The following is a 24,183-nucleotide window of genomic DNA, read 5'->3' as shown; positions in this document are numbered from 1 at the left end:
TTTTCAAATGTTGGCAAAAAAAAGAGAGTGGCGCGAGCCCCTCTCTTCTACTTTCTAATTATTCAAGTAAACTGCTTTTCCAGTGCGTGCTGACTCATAAATAGCTTCCAAAATTTGTGATACAACATAGGCTTGCTCAGGAGTCACAACAGGCTCTGCATCCGTTTCAATCGCTTTGATCCAAGTGCGCATTTCCAGATCCGCATCACTTTCTTTGGCTCCATCATAAAAAGCAACTCCGCCGGCTTTCAGATCAACTTCCGTTGTATACAAACGGCTGTGTTTTTCGCCATTGATACGAAGTCCACCTTTCATGTCTGCGCCGCCTTCTGTTCCGCTCAGCGAGCACTTCGCCTCGTCAACTTCCAGCGTGTTCAGAGCCCAACTGGATTCCAGCATAATAGTCGCTCCGTTTTCCATCACGATCATCCCGAATGCGGAATCTTCCACTGTAAACTTGCTTGGATCCCACGGGCCCCATGCGTTAGCGGCATTTTCTTTTTGAGACAGTTCGTGGTAGGACGTACCGAGAACAACTTTCGGTTTGTAGTTGTCCATCATCCAAAGCGTCAAATCCAAGGCATGTGTCCCGATATCGATTAACGGGCCTCCGCCTTGTTTTTCTTCATCGAGGAATACGCCCCATGTCGGAACTGCACGTCGACGAATCGCATGCGCTTTAGCGAAGTAAATTTCCCCAAGCTCACCTTGCTCACAAACGCGTTTCAAATGCTGGCTGTCCGCACGGAAACGGTTGTTATAACCAATTGTCAGCTTTTTGCCTGTACGTTTCGCTGTTTCAGCCATACGTTTCGCATCTGCTGCCGTTTTCGCCATCGGTTTCTCACACATTACATGCTTGCCAGCTTCCAAAGCTGCAATAGCAATTTCCGCATGAGAGTCATTCGGAGTAAGAACATGCACGATATCAATCGTAGCATCTGCTAGTAATTCTTTGTAATCTTCATAAACGGTAGCGCCCTCTGCGCCGTATTTGTCAGCCGCCTTCTCTGCGCGCTCGCTAACGATATCACAGAATGCGACAATTTCAATATTTTTCAGCTTGCTCAAGCTTGGCAAATGCTTACCGTTTGCAATTCCACCACAACCAATGATACCAATACGGAAAATACGTGACATAAGATTACCTCCAAAGTAGGTTGAATTTTATTGTGAATTAATTAGGAAGTTCAATGGTGACTTCACGTTTCAGAAGCGAGGAGCGAATAATACCATCAATAATCGCTTGATTGCGGACGATTTGCTCACCAGGAATCGGTGCAGGCTTGCCGTCGCGAACCGCTTCAACAAAATCGCGAACTTTTTCGTTAAACAAATTTTTATTATGATCGATGATCGGAATTTGACTTTCGGTATGGTGTCCAAGAACATCATGGAAGTACGTGATAGATCCAACAGATCCATCAAACACACCGCTCCATGGGCCTTTACCGGCAGGCGTCACTTTAAGTCCGCCATCGGTTCCAAGGAACAGAGTCGGCCCTAATGTGTCCATGTGCATCGCCCATGAGATTTTGAAATTCAGCACGAGATCGTTTTCGAATCGGATCATAGCAACGCCGAAGTCCTCTACATCGAAGCGCGCTGCTTCTTTATGATACAAGGGGTTCGTACCAAAATAGTTAGAACTGTAAGCGGATACGGTAAGCGGTTTCGGATATCCCATCGCATTAAGCGCCATATCAAGCGAGTAGCAGCCGATATCGGCCATTGCACCGGCACCTGCGATTTCTTTGGAGATAAATGTGCCGCCAGGCATGCCTCTACGACGTCCGCCGCCAGTCTCCACGTAGTACACTTTGCCCAATTGACCGGACTGAACCACATCTTGGATGGTTTTCATGTTCGGATCATACCTTGGTTGGAAGCCAACATTGAGCATAAAGCCTGTCTTTTTCGCTGTTTGCGCCATTTCTACCGCTTCATCCAACGTAACGGACATCGGCTTTTCCAACATGACGTTTTTGCCTGCCAGCAAGGCATCTACCGTTGTGCGGTGGTGAGCCACATTTGGCGTGCAAATACTTACTCCATCAAGGTCTAACTCCAGCAACTTTCGGTAATTGTCAAAGGCTTGCGCCGATGTAAGCTGCCAGAAATCAATAAATTGCGCCGCTTTGCCAGGTACAGCATCTGCAACCGCTACAATCTCTACATCAGCCAACTCCCGGTAGGCCTTTACATGCGCGCCAGCAATACCGCCGCCGCCAATAATGCCGATTTTCAATGTTTTGCTCATCTCATTACCTCATCGCTACATGTAATATTAAGACATCCTACATAAATGTAGCATAGGAATAATAGGATTTTTAGTCTAACATTAGGACAAAAAAGATAAGAAATTGCGACATCGCATATTTACGCGAAGAAATGGCTTGTCTTTCCGATGCCGATGGATGGGCATTCATCAAATGGATTCCCCTTCCAAATCAGGATTGAAGCCGTCATTTTGAGAGCGAAATAACGGCACCTCAGTCCATTAGTCCTCAAATTCAGCCGAATTTGGCCAAATAACGGCTGCTGGGTCCGTTACAGAACAGTAGTTGCATGGGGAGAGGTGACGGGCGAGGTACTATTGGTGGGATTCGTGGCACTTTAACTAGTTGGATTATTGGTGGTGGCGGTATTATTTACCTCCTGTTTAGTCCCGCTTGCGCTACAAAACGCAAATAGAGCTGCCCCAGTAGATATCTCTACTGTTGTCGCAGCCCCATCACAGAAAAACTCCTTTGCCTATCGCCTTCTACTCCCGATCCAGACATTTCCACCATCCTGCTGCTTAGGCGCTGCCTTCGCCGCCCACCTTCTTCTTCGCATCCTCCAGAAGGCTCCGGTAAGCCGGTTCATCCGGATGATCGCGCACTAAGTCCTCGTAGTAGCGGCTGACTCGCTGAAAATAATAAGGATGAACATCCTGCGTCGGAACAAGCCGGTATGGATCCCAGCGGTACGTTTGCACCTGGTACGCTTGATTCTGCTCTTTCACCCAAAGCGCGAGCTCGCATAGGCCGTCTTTCCCGTCTCGGGTCGGCATATCCTCAATCTCCAAATGGTCATACGTCGTCCCCGGCGGAATCATCCGCTGAAAGCCACTTGACGTCCACTGAATAATGTCAAGTTCAGAGCCTGAACCTGAACTTATGCCCTCCTGACGCCAGCCGATAAGGATATCCCAGCCCTGTCTGCGTGAAACAGGCGCTGCCGCAAAATCCGTCACTTCCCTGACTCCTCCCGTTGCTGCAGATGCAATAGGAAACCAGTTACCGGAATAGTCTTTGATCGAGAACAGGTACTGGTTGTCTAAGAATCTATACATAGCCGTGATTTCGGGAGTGCCGTCACCATCAACGTCCGCATACAAGATTGCCGCGGGATTCCCCTGCTGCTGCAGCTGCACGATCTCAGCTTCTTGAGGTATGCAGCTCCGGACGACGGCAAGGAAATCAATATTGTTCATGCTCATGGTTATCCCTCTTTTCGCATCATTCTCAGCTAAAGTATATGCGACTGTGGACTTGGCCCATGAATACTAATGGCAAGAATAACAAAAGACCATGCATCTCAACCCAAGTTGACATACATGGTCTTCCTTACGCCTTAGGCGCTCCCAAGATACACCTGCGTCTGATGGACGCAATGAATGAAACGCACGGTTTGCGTTTCAGCTCTCATGACGACCGAGTGAGTCTCGGCGCGGCCGCCGAATTGATACTTCACTCCGCTCAAGAAGTCCCCGGTGGTAACGCCTGTCGCTGCAAAATAAATATCGGATTCTCCGACGAGATCACGCATGCTCAACACTTTGGAGGGATCCGTGATCCCCATAGCCAAGCAGCGAGCGACCTCCGCATCATCCTCCGGAAGAAGCCGCCCCTGGAACTCGCCGCCCATACAACGCAGCGCGGCCGCGGCAAGTACGCCTTCCGGCGCGCCTCCTGAACCCACGTGCAGGTCGATGCCCGTTTCGGGAAAAGCGGTCGCCATCGCTCCCGCCACATCGCCATCACTGAGCAAATGTATTTTAACGCCTAGCGAACGAAGAACTAAGATTTTGTCGGCATGCCGTTTGCGATCCAAAATCGAGACGGTTAGCTCCGTTACATCCTTTTGCAGCAGCTCCGCAGCTTTGCGTACGGTCACATCGAGTGGATCCTCTAACCGGAGATGACCGGCCAGTCGGGGACCGACGGCGAGCTTTTCCATATACATATCTGGAGCATGCAGCAGATTCCCTTTCTCCGCAATGGCCACAACGGAAAGCGCATTGTTTCTGCCGCTTGCTACGATATCCGTACCTTCCAGCGGATCTACAGCCACATCATATTCAGGACCAACACCGCTGCCCACTGGCTCGCCAATATAGAGCATGGGCGCTTCGTCCATCTCACCTTCTCCGATGACAACAGTTCCCCGAAATGGAATGGAGCTAAAAATAGAACGCATGGCAGATGTTGCCGCTTCGTCAGCGCTATGTTTATTCCCTTTTCCAGTCCACCGAGCGGACGCCAAAGCAGCATATTCTGTAACCCGTACAATTTCCAGTGACAAATCTCTTTGCATACATCCATTCACCCTTTCTACTTTGGAATTGTTATGTGCGTTTACGTTCTGTCGGCTAAAATAAGTCCTGCTGTTTCTTCGATCGCCTTCTCACTCACATCGATGATGCGGCAGCCGAGATCCCGATACAATTTCATCGCAAAAGCCAACTCTTCTTTGACTCGCTCCCCGGTCGCATATTTGGCGCCAAAGGGAAGCCCTACTGCTTTCAAGCGTTCTGTTCGAATGCGTACCAGATGATCAGGATTCATCGTTAAACCAATTAATTTCTTAGGATCTAATTCATATATAATGGCGGGCGGCTTTACCTCGGGAACAAGCGGGTAATTGGCCACCTTATTTCCTTTATGCGCCAAATAAATGCTAAGCGGTGTTTTGGAGGTGCGGGAAGGCCCGAGCAGGACAATATGTGCGTGTCTCATCGCGCTGGGATCTTTGCCATCGTCACTATTTACCGTGAACTCAACCGCTTCAACCCTCTGGTAGTACTGCTCATCCATCTGGTAGAGCAAGCCTACTTTGCGCTTCGGCGAATCTTTGAACGTATCAATGAATGCCTGCATCATAGGTCCCATAATGTCAATCGCATTGACGCTAAGTCGAATCGCTTCCTGCCGCATCATCTCCCTAAGCTCGGGAAGAACAAGGGTGTAGGCAATAAAACCGTTTACTTTCGATGCTTCTTCCACTAAGGAGCGCACTTCATCTTCGGTTCGGATGGATCCGAAGCGTTTGACCTGCACTTGGCTTGCATTAAATTGGCGGATTGTTGCTTGTACGACGGTATTCGCCGTTTCCCCCACAGAATCCGAACAAACGAAAATCGTATGCATCTTTTCTCCCACTTGCACTCCTCCTGATTTAAATCCCCAGCGCTACTTCAAGCAGCAGTTTGGTCATCGTCGTTTTCGTAATTCGGCCAATTACTTCTTCAAATTCCTGATCAGGCGCTGCCGGCTTAACGACGGGCAATCCGTCGACTTGATGATGAATCATTTTCCTGGCAGCTTCTAATACGCTATCTTCCGGGTGTACCGTAACAATGTTCGGATGCCTGGTCATGACGAGCGAAACAGGCATTGTGTTAGCGGCGGACTGCCCTAATGTCACCTTCAGCAGATCCTTTCGTGAGACGATACCTACTAAAGCCCCCTGTTGATTTACAATCATTAAACTTCCTACGTTTTCGAGAAAAAGTGTCACGACAGCATCGCTGACCGTAACGGTCTCCCTGAGCACAACGGGAATGCCCATGACTTCTTTGACCTTCATCGCCTCAATATGCTTAAATGGTGAATTCACTTCAAGCGCAGCTTTTCCAAGAAAATAGCCGACTTTCGGTTTGGCATCAATATGCCCAAGCATCACCAAAACAGCCAGATCCGAACGAATCGTCGGGCGGCTAATGCCTAAAAGCTCAGCGATGCGTTCACCCGTAATCGGGGCATGCTTGCCCACAAGATCAATAATTTCCAACTGGCGGGATGTCAGCTCGATGATGTTTCCCTCCTAAACAATTCAAAACCACCTATATAGTGTGTTCTATTTATTATATATTGTATATTATATAGCATAAAAAAGGAAAATAACATTGTTTTATAGCACATAAAATAATTTCTTATCATTTTTGGACACGTTCCGTTCACTTTTCATCATATAAAAAAGCCCCCTTTCTACTTCCCGGAGGAATAAAAGAGAGCTTTTCTATACAGCTATTGGAAAAAGACGATACCCATAATGCCCGCGCCTACAATAATAATAAATGGATGCAGCTTATATTTGACAATTCCCATGAAAGCACCGATGGAGATTAAAATCGTAGCGATCTGCTGCCAGGTAACCGGCAGTTTCGCTTCACCCCAACCTGCCATGCCGAAGTGTATCGCCGCAAAAATAATCAAACCGGTGACAACAGGTTTCAAGCCATAGAAAGAAGATTTGAACCACTTATTATGATGCCATTTATACAAGAAAGCCGCTAATAAAATAATCAATAAAAGAGACGGAAGTACCATGCCTAGCGTCGCCGCAATAGCGCCCATCACGCCAGCCGTCTGAAATCCAATTAGTGTGGCACAATTCGTCGCAATCGGTCCTGGGCCTGACCCCGCCAAAGACACCACTTGGTTAAAAGCTTCATCTGAAAGCCAATTGTTCTTGCTCACCTCGTGCTGGATGACCGGCATCATCGCGTATCCACCGCCGAAGGAGATAAACCCAATCTTAAAAAAAGTAAGAAATAAACTGAATAGCACGCTTTTTCACCTTCCCTCAAATACCGTCAGCAATGAAATAATCTGCGGCCCGGTTGGTCATTGGCGCTTGCGATTTCGTTTCTTTGCTTGCGAATGGATCTTTCATTCCCCATTTTTGCTTCAAGAAAACGACAGCAATTCCGACCACAAAGCCGGAACCAATCACTAAGATCGGTGATATCGGGATGAAAAGCAGGACGAGTACGGTCGCTATGGCTGTAAAAAGTGTCATTTTATCGATAATCGATGACTTCGCCATTTTGTAGGCAGCTGCTGCGATCAGTCCGACAATTGCAGCATGAATCCCCTCCATGATAGCTTGCATTTTCGGATAACTTTGGAGAATTGCGTAAACCATACTGAGGAGCATTACAATGATAAACGTAGGAAGCGTAATGCCGATGACGGCTGCTACGGCTCCTCGAATTCCTGCCAAATGATAGCCGACTAAGGCTGAAACGTTCACGCCTACGCCGCCCGGAGCTGCTCCGGAAATGGCAAGAAGTTCTGTCATCTCATCATCTGACATCCACCCGTTCGTCTCAACCACTTCTCGGTGAATAGCAGGCAGCATAGCATAACCGCCGCCAAATGTAAGTGGGCTGATCCGCAGAAATGTCCAGAAGATGCTTATTAATTTACGAAAGTTGTTTGTTGGCATGTTGGTTGACCTCCCCTGCACTTAATTCTATTTTGAACTAAAGAGAGTAGAATGTCCAATCATTTTTACTAATCCGCTCTCTAAATCCCCCTTATAATGCAGGACGGACGTTTATTTCAATCCCGATCATCCCGATTAAAAATGTAAGTTTAATTTATTTTGGTATAAAGGTCAGCTTTCAGAATAATTGGGGTAAGCCTAACATAAGAACACCTAATCCAATTGAAAGGAAGGATGAATCATGAGCCGAATCATTCAAGCGTATTTTCACACGGAAAATCAAGCGGAGGATGCAAAAGTATTGCTGATGAAGTACAATCCGGAAATGCTCGAGGTTGGATCCCTGGAGGGCGGATATAATGGCAGCGGACGGCTGCTGCTTCCCATCCTGGATGGTGGTGGTTTGGTAAACGAAGCCAACATGAACAACAGTTATGCGATGGTTGGTACACTGCCGACTGCAGCTGCCAACTCTTCCGATTATGCGAGCGACCGGGACGCCACTGCACTTCATTATGTGCTCACAGCCAAAGTCGCGTATGCCGATTATTCAGGTGCCGCTGAAATCATTCGCCGGAACCATGGGCATCTGGAGGAATTAGATGAGTAAGCAAAGAGTTCCCTTATTCCATAGGGATCATTTGCACCAATAAAAAAAAGAGCTTGCCGACATCAACATCGGCGAGCTCTTTTTTATGCAGCATTCGTCTGCCGCTTTTTCATCGCATAATTCGTGATATAAACCCCGGCCACGATAAGTATCGCTCCCAAGAGATGATACACTCTCAGTGATTCGCCGGTAAAAGCCGTTGCAAAGATCGCGCTGAACATCGGGATAAAGTTCAGAAAACCCGCGCAGCGCTGGGGCCCCAGGATTTCGATGGCTCGATTCCAGCTTAGGAAAGCTATGATTGAAGCGAATAATCCGATATAAATGAGTCCTGAGATAAGCGCTGAATTCCAAGCAATTTGCGGGGATTTTACCGCCACTTCGGTTAATGAAAGCGGAATTAGCAAGATCAAAGCGACGACAACCTGCGCCAGCAGCAAGGGGCTGGAGGGAAATCTCCCAGCTACCTTTTTCATACCAACGGAATATAAGGCCCAACACAGAACTGCTGTTAACATCAGCAAATCACCTTTATTAAAAGACAGGTGAAGCAGCGCTGACAGACTCCCACGGCTAATGATCCAACTCACGCCGGCCATAGAGATAAGAATCCCCGGCAACGCCGTCCAGGCTAATTTTTCTCGCATAACCAACCATGTCAGGATCACCACAAGTATCGGTGTCGCCGAGTTCATGAGTGAAGCGTTAATGGAACCCGTATATTGAACCGCGACATAAGTCAATGTGTTAAATCCGGCAACGCCCGTTGCAGACAAGAACAAGAGCATTTTCCAATTCCGGAGGAATTCCGTCCTAAGCCGCCAAGTTTGCTTGCCATAGAACGGTAGAAGCAGCAGAAAAGCAATGCCCCAGCGCAATGCTGCTAACGTTATGGGCGGGATATGCTCGACGAGCGCTTTACCGGCCACAAAGTTGCCTCCCCATATGCAAGTGGCGAGCACTAAAAGTATGTAGGGGGATTGTCGTATCATGCGGGATCAAACTCCTTTGTAAATCCATCATCGGGTCATGCCCTTATACATGATAACATATGACGCACACCTAGGGACGATGTCCCCCATAATATCGAATAACTAATTGGCGGAAGATACATACTAACGTATGGAAATATTGTGAAATGACTAAAGGAGATCTACACGGATGAGCAGCGAAGAGATAATGGAGATCAGCCTGCTAGAGCAAACCTTGCAAATACTCAGCGACTGTTCTGACTTGACGAATCAACATTTCCCGCTTCATCAGGTCGATTTGGTTTATTTCAATTATCTTGTCCGTTCAGAATCTCTAAGAAATGATATCTTAAATCTGCTCAATCAACCTGAAGTCACGATGGTTGCGATCCTTAGCAAGTCTTCCTTCAAACAGAAACTTCAAGCGAACGAAATCGTTCATGATATTCTGAACGGCAGTATCGCTATTTTTTACAATCATAAAGCCTATTTGTATGAAGCATATGCGCCTGAATCGCGGTCGATAGAAAGTTCAGAGACGGAAAGTGTTATCAGTGGTCCAATGGACTCTTTCACCGAATCACTCAGCACAAATCTGTCTTTAATTCGCAGACGCATCAAGGATCCGTCACTCAAAGTGCTTTCCTTCACAATTGGAAGCAAAACAGGCACATCGTTAAATCTCCTATATTTAGAAGGTGTTGCAGATTCGTCTCACGTGCAGCAGTTAAGCGAAATGATAAAAAAGCTCGATATTCCTGTCATCAATGAAACGAATATTCTTGTACAATATTTAAGCCCTAGCAAGTACTCAGTTGCACCGCAAATTTTAACGAGTGTGCGCCCTGATCTCATTATTAATAAATTAGCCAGCGGCAAAATTGTCGGACTGCTCGATGGCAGTCAAGCTGCCTTCAGCACACCAACTTCTTTTGTTGAATTTTTCATGTCCCCTGACGATTATTATCAACCTTGGGCGGTCGCCTCCGCTGTTCGTATTCTACGGCTTATTGCCTTATTCATTACCCTCAGCTTCACCGCATTCTATGTATCACTTGTCACTTATCACTATGAAATGATTCCGCCATCTCTGCTATTAAACTTAATGGAATCCCGCAGCAGAGTACCTTTTTCGCCCCTGATAGAAGCGATTTTTATGGAAATGACCATAGAACTTCTTCGTGAAGCAGGAGCACGCTTGCCTACCAAAATTGGGACCACCATCGGCACCGTCGGCGGTATCGTCATCGGTCAAGCAGCCGTTCAAGCTGGTGTAACAAGCAATATTCTCATAATCTCCGTTGCTATTTCGGCCATTGCCTCCTTCGCTATTCCCAGTTATATCATGAGCGCTTCCATTCGCTTAATGCGATTTGGCATTATTTTATTGGCAGGTCTCTTTGGAAATTTCGGTTTGGCTTTCGGACTCGGCTGGTTAGTCGTTCAACTTTCCAGTTTACACATGTTCGGCTTGTCATATATGGCACCTTTTGCACCTTCACAACCTAGTCGTTGGCTAGACTTGGTTATTCGAGCACCGATTCATCTTGTGGCTAAATTAAAAAAGCCCTCCCATCACCCAGACAAATGAAGGAGACACTCATGCGGGCAAAGCTCCCTTTTTTTCAGACCACTATTTTGGCCAATTACATTCAAACCGGTGTCGTTGTATTCAGTCTGCCCCGTCTGCTTGCTGAACATATCGGGACAAATGGGTGGGCTGCTCTATTCATCTGTTCGGCTGTCGCTGCGGTTAATCTCTTCCTGATTTCGTTGGTTTATCGATTCGGCAAAGGGAAATCCATCTTCGATCTCACAAGATCTGTTCTTCCGAAGTTCATTGTGATTCCTTTATTTATCATTCTAGCCGCATTATGGGCTGTTCTAGGCAGTCTGGTGGGTAAAGATTTCATTCTCATTATTACGTCCTTATCCTTCCGGTCTCTCCACCCCATCTACTTGTACGTGATGCTTGAGTTTCTTGTTTTCATGTTACTGTCAAAAGGAATATTCACGATTTCCAATACGGCCGCTATCACTTTTTTCATTCTAATTTGGAATACTTTATTATTGGTTTATGCTCAGAATGACTTTGAATTGTCACGCATGACTTCCTTTTGGTTTAAAGGCGTAGATCATACAGTAAAGGGATGGTTTCAGATTTATTCAGCCTTTCTCGGCTACGAGCTGTGCCTGCTTCTGTTTCCCTATGTGGATGAAAAATCACATTTAATGCGTGCTTTTCAAATCGCCAATCTCAGCACAACCTTCTTCTATGCTTTAGTTTGCTTTGTTGCCTTTGGTTTCTTCAGCTTGCATCAACTTCAACATTTGAAATTTCCCGTGCTCAATTTACTTTCCTATGTGGAGCTTCCTTTTGTGAAACGAGTGGACGATCTCGTGTTCAATATCACCATTTTGCGTGTTCTCATTTCGAACGTCATGTTTGCTTGGGCAGCCTCTGAAACGATTAAATGGGTCCTGCCAGCAGCAAAGTTCCGTTCTGTCCCCTATGTGTTCTTAGTTTTTTTCGCAGCAATTGTCTTCTTTGCCATACCTTCAACGCTTGAAAAAACAGAACCCTGGTTATACAGATTTAGTATTGCCGAAGTTGGGGTCGCTTTCGCTCTCCCTATCCTATTAATGATTATCCTGCTCATTAACAAACGCCGGGGGCAAAATTATGCATAAATGGTTGATTGTTATCATGCTAATCAGTCTCACAGGTTGTGCCCAGCAGCAGCGGATTGAGAAATTAGGTATGTCGGATATCGTTGCTTTTGACCCTGCGTATGAAGAAAATGGAAAGCCATCCAATACGCAATTATCGATTGCGATATCAGTCCCAAAGACAGGAAAAATGAATAATACACAATTAGATATCTTGCAAACAAAAGCCGATTCCCCCAAAGAAGCGCGGAGTAATTTCAACCGCCAAATTGACAAAGTCATTGTTTCAGGTCAATTGAGAAGTATGATCTTCGGGAAAGAGTTAGCTAAACAAGGCATATGGAGGGCATTAGACTCTTATCGCCGTGATTATTCGGTAGGTGAGCAGCTAAATATAGTTGTAGTAAACGGTAGTGCCGTCGACATGTTGACCCATTCCCATACTCAAATCCAATCAGTTGGAAATTATATTGACCAGCTTCTGACGCAACAATCCGACATTCATGAAGTGCCCAATACCACACTTTACAGCTTCGCTCGCGATTATTTCGACGACGGTATAGATCCAATTGCGCCTATGATCATGTTAAAAAATGATCATGTAGAAATTGAAGGCGTTGCACTATTCAAAAAAGATCGTTACATTGGTAAACTCAATCAAGACAAAGCGGCGATGTTTGCAATACTGCACCAGAATCTGAAAGATGCAGAATTTGACATCAAATTTATGGATCAATCTTCCGGGCAAAAAGAAGGGGCTATGATTAACTCCATCATTTCAAAAAGAAAAGTGTCCGTGTTGAAGCATGATGCCGGTAGCAGTCCTCAGATTGTTATCCATATTCAACTTAGCGGAATTATTTTGGAGTATACAGGCACAGCCACATTTAAAGAAGCAGCAGAGCAAACAGCTCTCAATCAAAGCTTGTCTGTCGCCATACGCGAGCAACTGCAAGCAATTGTCGACCAAGTACAGCGTACCGGTGGGGATAACTTGGGATTTGGCACTTACGTTCGAAACAGTATGAGCTACGAGGAGTGGGAAAAGTTCGATTGGAACGCTCGATATCCGAGTGCTGAGATTCGCGTGGAAGTAGATGCTTCGATTCGTGACTTTGGGATGATCTTATAACAACTTTTCAGGCTCCGTTGACATCCGGCTTTCATTTCCATTACGATGGCTAAGTAATTGTCCTTGGGTTGGTTTTGAAATTTTCTAAACTTTCACATTTGTTTACTTAGGAGACTTGAGCCATGAAGCATAGTTTTGTATCTCATCTTTTTTGCCCGAAATGTGACACGCAATATACAGCCGAGGACAAACATCAGCTGTGCAGCTGTGGTTCACCGCTTTTAGTCGCCTACGACATGGAGGGTATTTCCAAATCCTTGACTCCTGCCATGCTTCGCGACCGTGAACCAAGCCTTTGGCGCTATCGCGAGCTGCTGCCCGTCATTCAGCCGGAGCATGTCGTTACACTCGGCGAAGGCTTCACCCCGCTGCTTCCCATGCGCAGCATCGGCGCAGATATGCAGATCCCCGGTCTGCTCATGAAAGACGAAGGCTTACTGCCTACCGGCTCTTTCAAAGCCAGAGGCGCAGCTGTTGGCATCTCCAAAGCGAAGGAGCTGGGCGTGACGGAGCTTGCCATGCCGACCAATGGCAATGCAGGCGCAGCGTGGGCCTTGTATGCTGCCAGAGCGAAGATGAAGTCAACGATCATCATGCCCGTCGATGCTCCACTCATTACCCGTAATGAATGCGCCATTTCCGGATCCAATCTGTATCTGGTTAATGGTCTCATCAGCGATGCCGGGCGAATTGTCGCCGATCTCGTCAAATCATACAGCCTCTACGATGCCTCTACGCTCAAAGAACCTTACCGCATCGAAGGCAAAAAGACGATGGGACTTGAAATCGCTGAGCAGCTGGGCTGGAAGCTTCCTGATGTTATTTTGTACCCAACTGGCGGAGGCGTTGGATTAATCGGGATTTATAAAGCGCTTCAGGAACTGCAAACCTTAGGTTGGGTGCAAGGGAAATTGCCGCGGCTTGTCTCTGTACAAGCAGAGGGTTGTGCGCCAATCGTCAAAGCTTGGGAAAATCAAGCGAAAGCTTCGGAATTTTGGCAGGAATCCAAGACCGTCGCCTTCGGCATTAACGTTCCAAAAGCGCTTGGCGATTTCTTAGTCTTGGAGGCCATCTATGCGACGGGAGGATGCGCAATTTCCATTCATGACGAGGAGCTGCTGAAAGAACAGCAGCGAATCGCTGAGCTTGAGGGAGCATTCGTGTGCCCAGAGGGAGCAGCTACGTTCGCAGCCGCAAGAAAGCTGAAACAAACCGGCTGGATCGCCGAAGATGAGTGCGTTATTGCGCTTAACACGGGGGCTGGCATTAAATATCCGGATACCGTAAACGTCCAGGTGCCTGTCTTGCAGCCGGAGGAACGGATCACGAGATAAGGACGGGCCAGGGGTGAACAACGAATTGAACAAAACACTGATTACGGACATGCAATTATTTGCGGCGGCACTCTCACAAGCGAATGTCGCCGTGATCCAATGCACGGCGGATGATATCCCGGTTTTTCTCGCTGTTGGCAAAATTAGAAAATACACGCCTTTCGAGGTACAGATCGGTGAAATATCGTATCTGCGGGAAGAAAGCGAATTTCGCATTAAAGAAGATTAACAATGAAGCTTTTAATAAAAAGTCACTTCGCAATAAGATCCCAATGGAATAATTTCATTTAAATACTTGTACATTGCTTCCTTCTCACGATTCTGAAGATGTCGGTCGGCATGAAAATGAAAATAAATCAAGCTCTCCGCGGCATCATAGTGGACAAACGTTAAATGACCGCAGGGAAATAGCCGATTAATGGCCTCAATAATGCCATATTGGTTTAAATTCCTGCGTTTCGCCGTTTGAACAACAGCTTCCGGAATGTCCTGCGGCAGCGGGACTTTATCCGTTTGCACCAAGTTATAGGCTTTCACTTGATAACTAACATAAGGATACAAGTAAGCGCTTGCATAACGTTGCAGGCTCTCCGCATCCTTTTCCGATAAGTACAAATCTTCGTTCCAGGCATAGATCGTCGCTTTATGCTTTTCCGGCGTATGAATTCGTACATATCTCAAATGCGGAAAACGCTTTTTCACCAACTGCTCCGATAATAGACGAGTTCCCACCTTCATCACCTCTTCGAATTATCTCTTATTATCTTATTCGGATACCTATCTTCCTAGACCCGCTCTGATACGCATAAAAAAGCCTGGCAGGAAGATCATAGATCCCCACCAGGCCTTTCTTTTAGCTATTTTAAAATGTAGCTGGCCACTTCACTTAAATCCAGAATATCAATGATGCCGTCCACATGGACGTCCGCTTTGCTATCCCAGTTAGGATCAGTGTTTCTTAATCCATAATGAGCGGCAATAAAGGCTAAGTCGCCGATGCTCACTTGACCGGAGTTATTCACATCGTATCCATGACTTGTGTGCACGGAAGCTTGGAACGCTGTAAGCGCGGCATTCAGTTCAGCAACGGCTTGCATAATTTCAGCCTGTGTAACATTCGGATTCGCTTGAACGGCTTTGGCCTTCGTAATGGCAGCCAGAAGATCAGCTTTCGATCCTGCTGGATATTCCCCTTGACCAATTCCTTCTACCGCCTGTGCGTATGTCGTCTCAGCCGTGCTAATAAGTGTATTCAACGCGGACAAGTCGGCATAACGAATCGTAATCGGTTTCTCTACGCCTTGGAAAGTGGTTTCCACCCCTGCTGCATTCGCCACCTCAGCCGAGCTGTAAACGTTGGTGACAACCGTACTGCCAACCGACTTGGCTCTGAGCTGTAGCGAGATCAGTTCGCTATTGCCCGTCACGCCGTAGTCAGTTCCCAAACTAACCAAGATAACTCGCACCTTGCCAGGTGTACTGTACACGTTGCCTACAACACTCACACCATCTTGCAATTCTTTGGTTGATACATATTCGAAGTAATCCGGATTATACGTAAAGCTCACATTTTGTGCGATGATGGGCTCCGTAATACCGCTCAGACCGTATGTCAGCGTGAGCGTCTCCCCAGGTTTTAATGTGCTTCCCCCACCTAACATAATGCCCGGCTCTTGCGGCTCACCAACTGGCACTGTAATATTCGGCATTGGCGGCTGTGTCATCCCTCCACCGAGGTAATAACTCACATGAGGCGGCTGGTTATAACCGGTATTTTCACGAGCCACACCTAATCGGTATACAGGATCATGCATTAACGTATAAAAGCGGTAATCTGTTACATCCGTTGTCATATAGATGCGCAGCGCACTGCTGTCTTCAAGCCGCCACATGGCTTCTTCACGCCAGTCACCGAATAGATCGGCTTGCAGGCCGGGGTTTCCTTTTGTTCCATTGTTGGAGAACGTACCCACTGCTGAAAGCAGCGTCTTCACTTGCGAATTCTCATAATCCCATTTCAAAATATTACCTACACCGGTCAGCGTCGTATCATTGTAGGTATGGTCGAGCAGCTCACGCTGGAGATCTCCATCCCACCAAATCGCGAAGTTCGCAGGTGGAATATGCGTGGAAATCTCATTGCCCTTCACATCGTACATACCCCCGGAGGTACTGTTCCAGCCTCCCGCATCAATGGCCCAAGATTCAGCGCCTTTGTACCGAGGATCGATATCGGCGGATACACCACGGCCTACATCATAGGTCGTAGGTTTCCCCCAGATGAGCTCGCCTGTTTTCGCATCGCGGAATTCCAAGCCTGCACGGCTCGGCTTTTCCTCATGCACCTGAAAAACCTCATAACCAGGGCGATCCGGGTCCAAGTCGCTTAAATGCATGGCATCTCCATGTCCCAAGCCCGTTGTATAAAGTCCTGTACCATCGTCGTCAACCGCCATTGCACCATACACAATTTCATCTTTGCCGTCCCCGTCAACATCCGCAACGCTTAAGTTATGATTTCCTTGACCTGCATAGCTGCCATTTCTGGGCGTGTTTGAATCAAACGTCCACACTTTCGTTAACTGTCCGTCTTTCCAGTTGTACGCGACAAGAACTGTTCTCGTGTAGTAGCCACGTGCCATAATCAGACTTGGGTGCTCGCCATCCAGATAAGCAATTGCTGCCAGAAAACGATCGACACGGTTACCGTACGTATCTCCCCAGTTCCCCACCGTTCCTCTTGGAGGTTCGTAAGAAGTCGTATTAAGCGTTTTACCTGTGGTACCTTCAAAAATGCTTAAATATTCAGGACCGGTTAAAATGTAACCCGATGAATTGCGATAATCCGCCGCCCCGTTCCCAAGCACGGTTCCAGCTCCATCGATGGTTCCGTCCGCCGTTTTCATGGCGACTTCCGCTTTGCCGTCCCCATCCAGATCATACACCATGAACTGTGTGTAATGAGCTCCAGCCCGGATATTTTTACCCAAATCAATACGCCATAATTGGGTGCCGTCAAGTTCATAGGCATCCACAAAGACGTTTCCTGTGTAACCGGACTGCGAATTGTCCTTGGAATTGGAAGGATCCCATTTCACCACATATTCGTATTGACCATCGCCATCCAAATCACCCACACTAACATCGTTCGCGCTATATGTATAGGCGACCCCATCTGGGGTAGTGCCCCCTGTTGGTTTATTCAAAGGAATATCCAAATGATTCGTTTCCATGACAGATGCGCTGCCCGAAGCTGTTTGCTCAATTCCGCTCACGATGGCACGAACTGTATATGTTGACTGCAGCGTACCTTCCGTATCAAGGAAGTTTGTGCTTGAGGTGATCGGGGAGCTGTTGATCTTCTGGCCGTCCCGATACAAATTGAATGAAATGCTGCTTGGCTCTGTGCCCAGCAATCTCCAGCCGACATACACGCCATTGCTCACTTTAATCGCCGTGGTGCCTCGTTCCAGACGTTCCATTTGACGTTGGAACACTTTTTTGATCGGTGATACAACAGAGGCTGTGAGATCGGATAACCCCGCCGAATTTACGGCAGCAATTTTGTAAAAGTAAGGAATATTCGTTGTCACGGATTGATCAACATAGGATGAATCCGACGTTCCGGCAATTTTACTGTAAACTCCCGTCTCGCTTGCCGATCTGTAAACATAGTAGTAAACAGCTCCAGAAACGGTATCCCAGTCTAAACTAACGGAGCTTTCTGTGGCACTCGTGATTTGAAAATGGCCGGGAACCGCTGGTTTTTGGCCCGTTCCATCTGCAACGGTTACCGTCAGCGGATCACTTTTCGGTGATTCATAACCACCGACTGTGTTTGTTACCGCATACGTATAAGTTAAACCAAGTTCAACTGAAGTGTCTGCATACGCTGCTGCGCTCGTTGTTCCAATCTTGGTATAATCGGCTTGTCCTTCACCTTTCCTGTAAATGCTGTATTCGCTCACACCTTGTGCAGCATTCCAACTAAGCTGTACGCTTGGTGATGGAGATACGTTCACTCTGTCAACCTTGACACCGCTCATAACCACAGCCGGCGTAATTTCGATGACGTTGACACGGCCGTCATTGCCGCCAATATCCACGTTCATCTGTCCGTCCGCAACAGTGACAACAGCCGTGACATCCTGAAAGCTGCCGCTGGCCGTATTTGTGGAACCCCGATTGATCCCCTCAATCGTTACGGCCGTCTTATTGCTTGCCGTTCCATCACCTGCGGTAACTTTGACGAAATAATCCCCATTTTCCATATCCACTTTAAATGAGAAGCTTTTATCAATGACAAAATCTCTTAAAATATCGCTGAAACCAGCTCCACGATCTCTACTCGCTATGGTTTTGCTTAGACCAAATCCGGTAGAACTGCTATACAACGTAGATTCAGAAACTCGTGTATAACCGGGAGCTACAGGACTTGTCGCTGTTCCAAAATCAAAGAGGTAGGCTTGCTGAGCAGCAGAAACTGTCTTAGGAAGTACTGCTGAGCCTGAAAATATGGCGAACGCCATCGTTGCGCTTAAAAAAAGCGGAAGTTTTCTCATTTTCATTTCGCGTTCATCTACCTTTCATTTGCCGATTGGAAGTTATCGTAAGCTGCGAGAATTAATACGGCCGCTTCAGCTCGTGTCGCCTGATCATCTGGAACAAAAAAGTTGTTGTCTCTGCCTTGAATCAACCCAGCTTTACGTGAAGCTTTGATTTCCTGCAGCGCCCAAGCCGGAATCTGATCCTCATCGGCAAAGGAAACCGCCTCATCGGAGTTTATCTCCAGACCGATTGCCCGTGCGACCATAACCGCCATCTCCGCGCGCGAAATGAGCCGATCTGCACCAAAGGAGTGATCTTCGTAACCCGTTACCACGCCAGCGGATGCCGCTTCAAAAATATAAGCTTTGGCCCATTGCGGAATATCGTCGATATCGGAGAATTGCATATTTTGTGCATCCTTACTAGTAAGCGAAATCGCGCGTACCAGCATAGCTGTGAACTCCGCTCGCGTTACTTTGCCGTCCGGTTGGAATGTTCCATCATCGTAACCGTTTACAATACCGAGCGATGCCGCTCGCTCGACGGCTTTTTGTGCCCAATGATTGGCCATATCACTAAAAGTAATAACCATTCCCAACTTAGGCGTAATGTCCATCGCAAGCTTGGAGTCGGAAGTTACCGTTGCTGCTTGCATTGCGCTCGTCACTTCTTTGACCTGTACAAGCTTGATCTCCGCTGGTCCTTCCAACAAATTCTCAAACGTAAAGGAAGCTAGCTCCACATCCCCTGAATCCCCCGGTAATTTTCCAACTTTGGTATGGGCGAAAACAACTTGCCCTTCTTTCACGATTGCCGGAACGGAAAATCCGTTCATCGGGCTCGTTCCTTTTATAAAACGTAAATGGGTCGTGTCATAGGATAATCGAATTTCGTAGCCAAAAAGGTCTGTCACATGGGTGCCTTTGACAACAACTCGCACCTGACTCCCGACTTGGGTTTGATTGCTGGTTAGGGATAAGGAGTAGCTAGGCGACTCAGCCGCCATGGCTTGTGCGGAACTGAATGAGATGCACAGAAATAAACATAATGCGAATAAAAGCCCTTTCTTTTTCAACGTAGCCTCCGTCCTCTCCGTGATGTGAATGGGTGCGGGGAGGAAAGCAGCAGCATTCCCTGCCTTCCCACCCGCTAATTAAGGAAAATCCCGCTTAAAAGTCTTCGTTAATGATCAACTGAGCAAGTGCTGAAAGATCTTCGATATCAATCATTTTATCGTTGTTGAGGTCAAATTGTTTCCAATCGTTCCAATCTGGACTGTCGACCGATTTACCATACGCTTTAACCATAAGCGCCAAATCGCCGATACTTGCTTTGCCATCATTCGTATAGTCACCAACCACTTTTGTAACCACAGATTGACGGAAAGTTTGAAGTTTGGCGGAAAGCTCAGCAATCGCTTGATTAATAAGCTCTTGAGAAATCGTCGGATCATTCGCAGCCAGAATCGCTTTATCAATAGCTGCTTGCAGAATCGCTTTGGAGCCGGAAGGATACTCGCCAACATGGCCGCCTTCAACTGCGCTGCTGATTACACCTTGTGCTTCAGCAATGAGAGCATTCAACTGCGTTTTGTCTCCAGAGCCAATTTGCACGGCGTACGAACTACCCTGCAACTGCTGCTCTATGCCTTCACCGTTTGCAACAGTTAACGCTGAGACGGCAGCAGTTCCTACTCCGGATTGCACGGAGGATTTGGCCGTCAAACTGATGGTGAACAACGGGCCGTTCGGACGCGTTTGTTTGTCGCCGAAGTGAACGCCAAGAATGCGAAGCTTGCCTGGTGTTTGTTTGTAATCAACAATCTTGAATGTGTTTTCGTCGAGCGAAACAGGAGGCGTGTTATTCAAATCCAACTTGTTCGTATCCACGTCAATCATGATATCCTCAGCCACTACCTCCGAGGAAACGTGATTCAATCCGTATGTAACATTGAAAGATTGCCCGGGAGCGACGGCGTCAGGACCACTTAAAGATGCCCCGGATGCAAAAGGCTTCAAGTTCGGAATCGGCACCTTGGACCAATCCGTGTCAGAGGCAAAATAAAAGCTCGTATATGCCGGTTGATTGTACGCTGTGTTCTGTCTAGCGATTTCAGCTCGATATTGCGGATCATGCATTAATGTGTAAATTTTGTGATTCGTTACATCCGTGCTCATATAAATTCGAATAGCGGAGCTATCCGACTTACGGACGAGCAATTCCTCTCTCCAGTCGCCAAAAATATCGGCAACAAGGGATGGATTCCCTTTCGTGGAGTTATTGGTCGTCGTGCCGGTAGCCGTCAGCGCTCTGGCCCCACCCCAAACGTCAATCGTCGGCGTTGAACCTTCCGCGCCATTCACAATTTGCGTCGTCATGTTGCCCGCCCATTTGATGCTCATGTTTGTGCCTGGCATGGATGTTCCTAATGTTGTGCCATCGGCCATGCGCAGGGCAGTGGCCCACGTTTCGATACCTCTTTTGCTCGCATCGACGTCACCGATCATACCACGGCCTGTGTCTTTCCCCGTGTAGGCACCATAGATCGTCTCACCCGTTTTCGCGTCACGGAAGGAGTAACCGTAAGGTACGCTTGTCGCGCCTTCGTGAACCATGAAGATCTCCAAACCAGGACGATCCGGGTTAATGTCTGTAACGTGCAGAGCATCTCCATGGCCTAGCAATGCGTAGTTTCCAGCATTCGGCCCCGAAGCAATCGTATCGCCGGAGCTGTACAACAGTTTGCCATCATGGTCAATCGTTGAGGAGCCGTATACAATTTCTTGCTTGCCATCGCCATCCACATCAGCGCTTGTCAAGGAGTGAGCACCCTGCGTCGTCAATGTTGCATAAGCAGGATTAGATCCCTCTCTGCCGTGAGGAGTGTCATTGAACGGATTCGTCATTTTTACCCATCCGCTGTCTACGAACCAATACTCTTCCAAATGTTTACCATTCCAGCGGTACGACACGATGGTACTTCTCGTATAGTACCCTCTGGCAATGATTGCATAAGGATTTTGGCCATCCAGATACGATACCCCTGCTAAGAATCGGTCCACACGATTGGCTGGCTCAATTCTAGCAAGCGCGTAATCCCCCCACATGAGTCCGTCATCTTCACGCCCCGGCTTGTAGTGGATGGTTTCCAGTTCCTTGCCTGTCGCGCCTTCAAACACCGACAAATACTCAGGACCGTCTACAACAAAGCCTTCAAATTCCCGCAATTTGTTATTTGTGCTTCGACTTGGGGCATACACGTCAATAAAATAATCCGCTAAAAGCTTCGCATCCCCTTCAGACAGCGGATAGGAATATTTTTTGGCGATACCGAAGCATTCTTCCAACGTTTTAGGCCAAGAACCGTTAAGCACCTCTGGGTGCTTATCCCAATTCATGAACATGTTCACCACATGATCGTAGTAACCTTCGGCGCTCAATCGATAATCGTCCGTATTGGCGTAGCCTTTGGCAAGATCTTCGCCCGGCATCGTGATGTACTTCGTGGATGTCACATTACCTTGAGCATCGTATTTACTGACCTTTGTACCCGGTGCTGTTTTGAACATCATCTCTGATTTGCCGTCGCCATCGAAATCATAAACCATGAATTGCGTATAGTGTGCCCCCGCCCGAATATTGACCCCAAGATCAATTCGGTACAATAACGTCCCGTCAAATTTATAGCAATCTACATATACGTTGCCTGTATAACCTTTTTGCGAGACGTCTTTGGAGTTCGACGGGTCCCATTTGACGAAATATTCATATTGACCATCGCCGTCAACGTCACCAACGCTCATGTCATTCGCTTTGTAGGTGTATGATTCACCTTTTGGTGTAACGCCATCCGCCGGCTTTTTCAAAGGCAAATCATAGAAACCACTGCCCCATGGCGTAACCGTTGCGCTTTTATCCACTTCATTTCCGTTAGCGACCGCAGCTACGTAATAGTGTGATGAAGCCGTTCCTGTGCTGTCAAAATAGTTCGTACTGTCGTCGATCGTAGCAATCTTCACGCCGTCTTTATACAAATTAAAGTTTGTCCCCGTTAATCCCGTGCTGGAGTAGCCCGTAACCTCATTGCCAAGCAGCCTCCAACTGAGAAACACGCCATTGCCTTTGACAACCGCTGTCAATCCACGATCCAAATATTCCAATTGAACGCCCGACGTCGTCCCCTGATTTCCTGATTGTTCATTGGCTGCTGCTGTTCCGACCATACTGCTGAACAACACCATGCAGCCGGCTGTTATAGTAAGCGCTTTCTTTGCTAGGCTGAGTTTCTTGTTCGCCATGCTTTTCGTCACCTTCCTAATCGGAGATATGTCGCGTATTTTGTCAGAAAATGATATGTATTCGATACAAATCGTTTCTTTTTATCGACGTTTGTCGAATCATGAGAGCGGGTTGAGGCTTAAGAATCAGTTTTTTGACTGGCTAGTGAGGGAAAGTCAATACATGCCATAATTAAAGATTATATCGGAATAAACATTCATAATCTTGCATTTTTCCGCCAAATCTTCTTAAAAGCGGCTTCAACTTATCCCCTACATATACTGCTCAAAGTGGCTCTTATTGGTTATTCGCAGCCTCCTTTCGTCTTAACTAAGTCACTTCATGTTGCTTCGTCCATGTTTCTCACTACCTCTCAAATGATACATTGTGTATTTTTTATTTACCAAATAAAAAACCGTTATTTTTGTTCAAGAAACAGTTATATTCCTGAAACGGAGGGAATGGGCCATTGTGAGAGCTCGAATGAGCGGGGGCTTGTTCGAGTGATGGGGACTCGAGATGTGAGTCAATGGGCGCTTGCTCGAGCGATGGGTGCTCGAGAAGCGAGTCAACGAGCGCTTGCTCGAGCGATGAGTGCTCGAAAAGCGAGTCAACGAGCGATGGGTGCTCGAGATGTAAGTGATAGTCGGTCGAAGAGGGAGCGAACATCCGAGAAACGAGAGATTGTTCTTCGGCGTTGCTTTAGGGGAACTGCAGGCCACTATTCCCCTGAAAAGAGGCATGTTCCACCTGTTATGGGAACTACAGGGCGCTATATTGTCTCTTTCTCGCGATAAACATGCCGTGGCAGCAAAATAAGACCCCACAGTTCCGCTCAACGAGGAAAAAGCTCGTTTTCCTCTGAATAAGGGACTCCAGTTCCCTCAAGTGAAGCCATAGCGAAATTCTCGCTATATTCATTTAAATTTGTTATTGGCAGGTGAGGTGGAAGTTGGCTGTGTTGTGAATAGGTTGATGGAATAGTGTGGGATCGGGAAAGTAGCTGGCTGAGACCTGACGGGCATTGTCAGGGGGAACTACAGGGCTCTATTCCCCTGTAAAGAGGCATGTTCCACTTGTTTGGGGAACTACAGGGCGCTGATATGAACGAAACCCGCAACTCCTAGCACGGAGTTCCTTTTT

General features: G+C 47.2%; 18 protein-coding genes and 2 pseudogenes. 6 read left to right on the top strand and 14 right to left on the bottom strand.

Going from position 1 to position 24,183, the window contains the following annotated elements; all coding sequences use genetic code 11:
• Positions 1–54: 54 nt before the first annotated feature.
• The 8 genes from GON05_RS14900 to GON05_RS14865 form a co-directional block, all read right to left on the bottom strand.
• The gene (locus GON05_RS14900; RefSeq protein WP_157319826.1) at positions 55–1,140 is read right to left on the bottom strand and encodes a Gfo/Idh/MocA family protein; all 1,086 of its coding nucleotides are present in this window, start codon (positions 1,138–1,140) and stop codon (positions 55–57) included.
• Positions 1,141–1,177: 37 nt separating this feature from the next.
• Positions 1,178–2,260, bottom strand: coding sequence for a Gfo/Idh/MocA family protein (locus GON05_RS14895; RefSeq protein ID WP_157319825.1), 1,083 nt, complete (start codon positions 2,258–2,260; stop codon positions 1,178–1,180).
• A gap of 540 nt (positions 2,261–2,800) precedes the next feature.
• Positions 2,801–3,484 carry a hypothetical protein gene (locus GON05_RS14890; protein ID WP_157319824.1) on the bottom strand — a complete coding sequence of 228 codons (684 nt, stop codon included), beginning with the start codon at positions 3,482–3,484 and terminating at the stop codon, positions 2,801–2,803.
• Between the two features lie 134 nt (positions 3,485–3,618).
• Positions 3,619–4,581, bottom strand: coding sequence for a class II fructose-bisphosphatase (glpX, locus tag GON05_RS14885; RefSeq protein ID WP_157319823.1), 963 nt, complete (start codon positions 4,579–4,581; stop codon positions 3,619–3,621).
• Between the two features lie 41 nt (positions 4,582–4,622).
• Positions 4,623–5,414, bottom strand: coding sequence for a pyruvate, water dikinase regulatory protein (locus GON05_RS14880; RefSeq protein WP_157320040.1), 792 nt, complete (start codon positions 5,412–5,414; stop codon positions 4,623–4,625).
• Positions 5,415–5,442: 28 nt separating this feature from the next.
• Positions 5,443–6,057, bottom strand: coding sequence for a helix-turn-helix transcriptional regulator (locus tag GON05_RS14875; RefSeq protein WP_157319822.1), 615 nt, complete (start codon positions 6,055–6,057; stop codon positions 5,443–5,445).
• Between the two features lie 236 nt (positions 6,058–6,293).
• Positions 6,294–6,836: a chromate transporter gene (locus tag GON05_RS14870; protein WP_127449486.1), complete on the bottom strand. Its 543-nt coding sequence runs from the start codon at positions 6,834–6,836 to the stop codon at positions 6,294–6,296.
• A 16-nt stretch (positions 6,837–6,852) separates the two neighbouring features.
• The gene (locus GON05_RS14865) at positions 6,853–7,497 is read right to left on the bottom strand and encodes a chromate transporter (RefSeq protein WP_127449484.1); all 645 of its coding nucleotides are present in this window, start codon (positions 7,495–7,497) and stop codon (positions 6,853–6,855) included.
• Between the two features lie 241 nt (positions 7,498–7,738).
• On the opposite strand from GON05_RS14865, the gene GON05_RS14860 reads away from it, so the two are divergent.
• Positions 7,739–8,107, top strand: coding sequence for a hypothetical protein (locus GON05_RS14860; RefSeq protein WP_157319821.1), 369 nt, complete (start codon positions 7,739–7,741; stop codon positions 8,105–8,107).
• A gap of 83 nt (positions 8,108–8,190) precedes the next feature.
• Here the strand turns inward: GON05_RS14860 and GON05_RS14855 are convergent, their stop codons facing one another.
• Positions 8,191–9,099, bottom strand: a complete 909-nt coding sequence (locus tag GON05_RS14855; protein ID WP_157319820.1) for a DMT family transporter — start codon at positions 9,097–9,099, stop codon at positions 8,191–8,193.
• 169 nt (positions 9,100–9,268) lie between these two features.
• On the opposite strand from GON05_RS14855, the gene GON05_RS14850 reads away from it, so the two are divergent.
• From GON05_RS14850 to GON05_RS14830, 5 genes are all read left to right on the top strand, one after another.
• A complete protein-coding gene (locus tag GON05_RS14850) occupies positions 9,269–10,669 on the top strand; it encodes a spore germination protein (protein WP_157319819.1) in 1,401 nt (466 codons plus the stop codon).
• Between the two features lie 11 nt (positions 10,670–10,680).
• Positions 10,681–11,769, top strand: a complete 1,089-nt coding sequence (locus GON05_RS14845) for a GerAB/ArcD/ProY family transporter (RefSeq protein WP_157319818.1) — start codon at positions 10,681–10,683, stop codon at positions 11,767–11,769.
• Positions 11,762–12,880 carry a Ger(x)C family spore germination protein gene (locus GON05_RS14840; protein WP_157319817.1) on the top strand — a complete coding sequence of 373 codons (1,119 nt, stop codon included), beginning with the start codon at positions 11,762–11,764 and terminating at the stop codon, positions 12,878–12,880. The genes GON05_RS14845 and GON05_RS14840 overlap by 8 nt, the downstream gene beginning before the upstream one ends.
• A 122-nt stretch (positions 12,881–13,002) precedes the next feature.
• Entirely contained in the window at positions 13,003–14,214 is a 1,212-nt protein-coding gene (locus GON05_RS14835; protein WP_157319816.1) for a threonine synthase, read from the top strand.
• Positions 14,215–14,227: 13 nt separating this feature from the next.
• Positions 14,228–14,443: a hypothetical protein gene (locus tag GON05_RS14830; RefSeq protein ID WP_157319815.1), complete on the top strand. Its 216-nt coding sequence runs from the start codon at positions 14,228–14,230 to the stop codon at positions 14,441–14,443.
• Between the two features lie 11 nt (positions 14,444–14,454).
• Here GON05_RS14830 and GON05_RS14825 read toward each other — a convergent pair whose 3' ends face one another.
• The 5 genes and pseudogenes from GON05_RS14825 to GON05_RS14810 all read right to left on the bottom strand — a co-directional run.
• On the bottom strand, positions 14,455–14,946 hold the full coding sequence (locus GON05_RS14825; RefSeq protein WP_157319814.1) for a hypothetical protein: 492 nt from the start codon (positions 14,944–14,946) through the stop codon (positions 14,455–14,457).
• A gap of 125 nt (positions 14,947–15,071) precedes the next feature.
• A complete protein-coding gene (locus GON05_RS39750; protein WP_157319813.1) occupies positions 15,072–18,782 on the bottom strand; it encodes a rhamnogalacturonan lyase family protein in 3,711 nt (1,236 codons plus the stop codon).
• 11 nt (positions 18,783–18,793) lie between these two features.
• Positions 18,794–19,837 carry an S-layer homology domain-containing protein gene (locus GON05_RS14815; RefSeq protein WP_157319812.1) on the bottom strand — a complete coding sequence of 348 codons (1,044 nt, stop codon included), beginning with the start codon at positions 19,835–19,837 and terminating at the stop codon, positions 18,794–18,796.
• Between the two features lie 94 nt (positions 19,838–19,931).
• Positions 19,932–20,741: pseudogene (locus GON05_RS40230) on the bottom strand (cohesin domain-containing protein); the annotation flags it as partial.
• 36 nt (positions 20,742–20,777) lie between these two features.
• A pseudogene (locus GON05_RS14810) lies at positions 20,778–23,060 on the bottom strand (rhamnogalacturonan lyase); the annotation flags it as partial.
• Positions 23,061–24,183: the final 1,123 nt, after the last annotated feature.

The sequence above is a fragment of the Paenibacillus anseongensis genome, assembly GCF_009757995.1.
Lineage (GTDB): Bacteria > Bacillota > Bacilli > Paenibacillales > NBRC-103111 > Paenibacillus_E > Paenibacillus_E chondroitinus.
Note: the sequence above shows the minus strand (reverse complement) of the source record. Positions and strands in the feature narration are given on the sequence as shown.

What these genes read in the sequence shown, in the direction of transcription:
- GON05_RS14855 (WP_157319820.1), bottom strand. Translation starts at nt 9,099, where the DNA reads ATGATACGACAATCCCCCTACATACTTTTAGTGCTCGCCACTTGCATA.
- glpX (WP_157319823.1), bottom strand. Translation starts at nt 4,581, where the DNA reads ATGCAAAGAGATTTGTCACTGGAAATTGTACGGGTTACAGAATATGCT.
- GON05_RS14865 (WP_127449484.1), bottom strand. Translation starts at nt 7,497, where the DNA reads ATGCCAACAAACAACTTTCGTAAATTAATAAGCATCTTCTGGACATTT.
- GON05_RS14895 (WP_157319825.1), bottom strand. Translation starts at nt 2,260, where the DNA reads ATGAGCAAAACATTGAAAATCGGCATTATTGGCGGCGGCGGTATTGCT.
- GON05_RS14900 (WP_157319826.1), bottom strand. Translation starts at nt 1,140, where the DNA reads ATGTCACGTATTTTCCGTATTGGTATCATTGGTTGTGGTGGAATTGCA.
- GON05_RS14850 (WP_157319819.1), top strand. Translation starts at nt 9,269, where the DNA reads ATGAGCAGCGAAGAGATAATGGAGATCAGCCTGCTAGAGCAAACCTTG.
- GON05_RS14890 (WP_157319824.1), bottom strand. Translation starts at nt 3,484, where the DNA reads ATGAGCATGAACAATATTGATTTCCTTGCCGTCGTCCGGAGCTGCATA.
- GON05_RS14835 (WP_157319816.1), top strand. Translation starts at nt 13,003, where the DNA reads ATGAAGCATAGTTTTGTATCTCATCTTTTTTGCCCGAAATGTGACACG.
- GON05_RS14880 (WP_157320040.1), bottom strand. Translation starts at nt 5,414, where the DNA reads ATGCATACGATTTTCGTTTGTTCGGATTCTGTGGGGGAAACGGCGAAT.
- GON05_RS14840 (WP_157319817.1), top strand. Translation starts at nt 11,762, where the DNA reads ATGCATAAATGGTTGATTGTTATCATGCTAATCAGTCTCACAGGTTGT.
- GON05_RS39750 (WP_157319813.1), bottom strand. Translation starts at nt 18,782, where the DNA reads ATGAAAATGAGAAAACTTCCGCTTTTTTTAAGCGCAACGATGGCGTTC.
- GON05_RS14860 (WP_157319821.1), top strand. Translation starts at nt 7,739, where the DNA reads ATGAGCCGAATCATTCAAGCGTATTTTCACACGGAAAATCAAGCGGAG.
- GON05_RS14845 (WP_157319818.1), top strand. Translation starts at nt 10,681, where the DNA reads ATGCGGGCAAAGCTCCCTTTTTTTCAGACCACTATTTTGGCCAATTAC.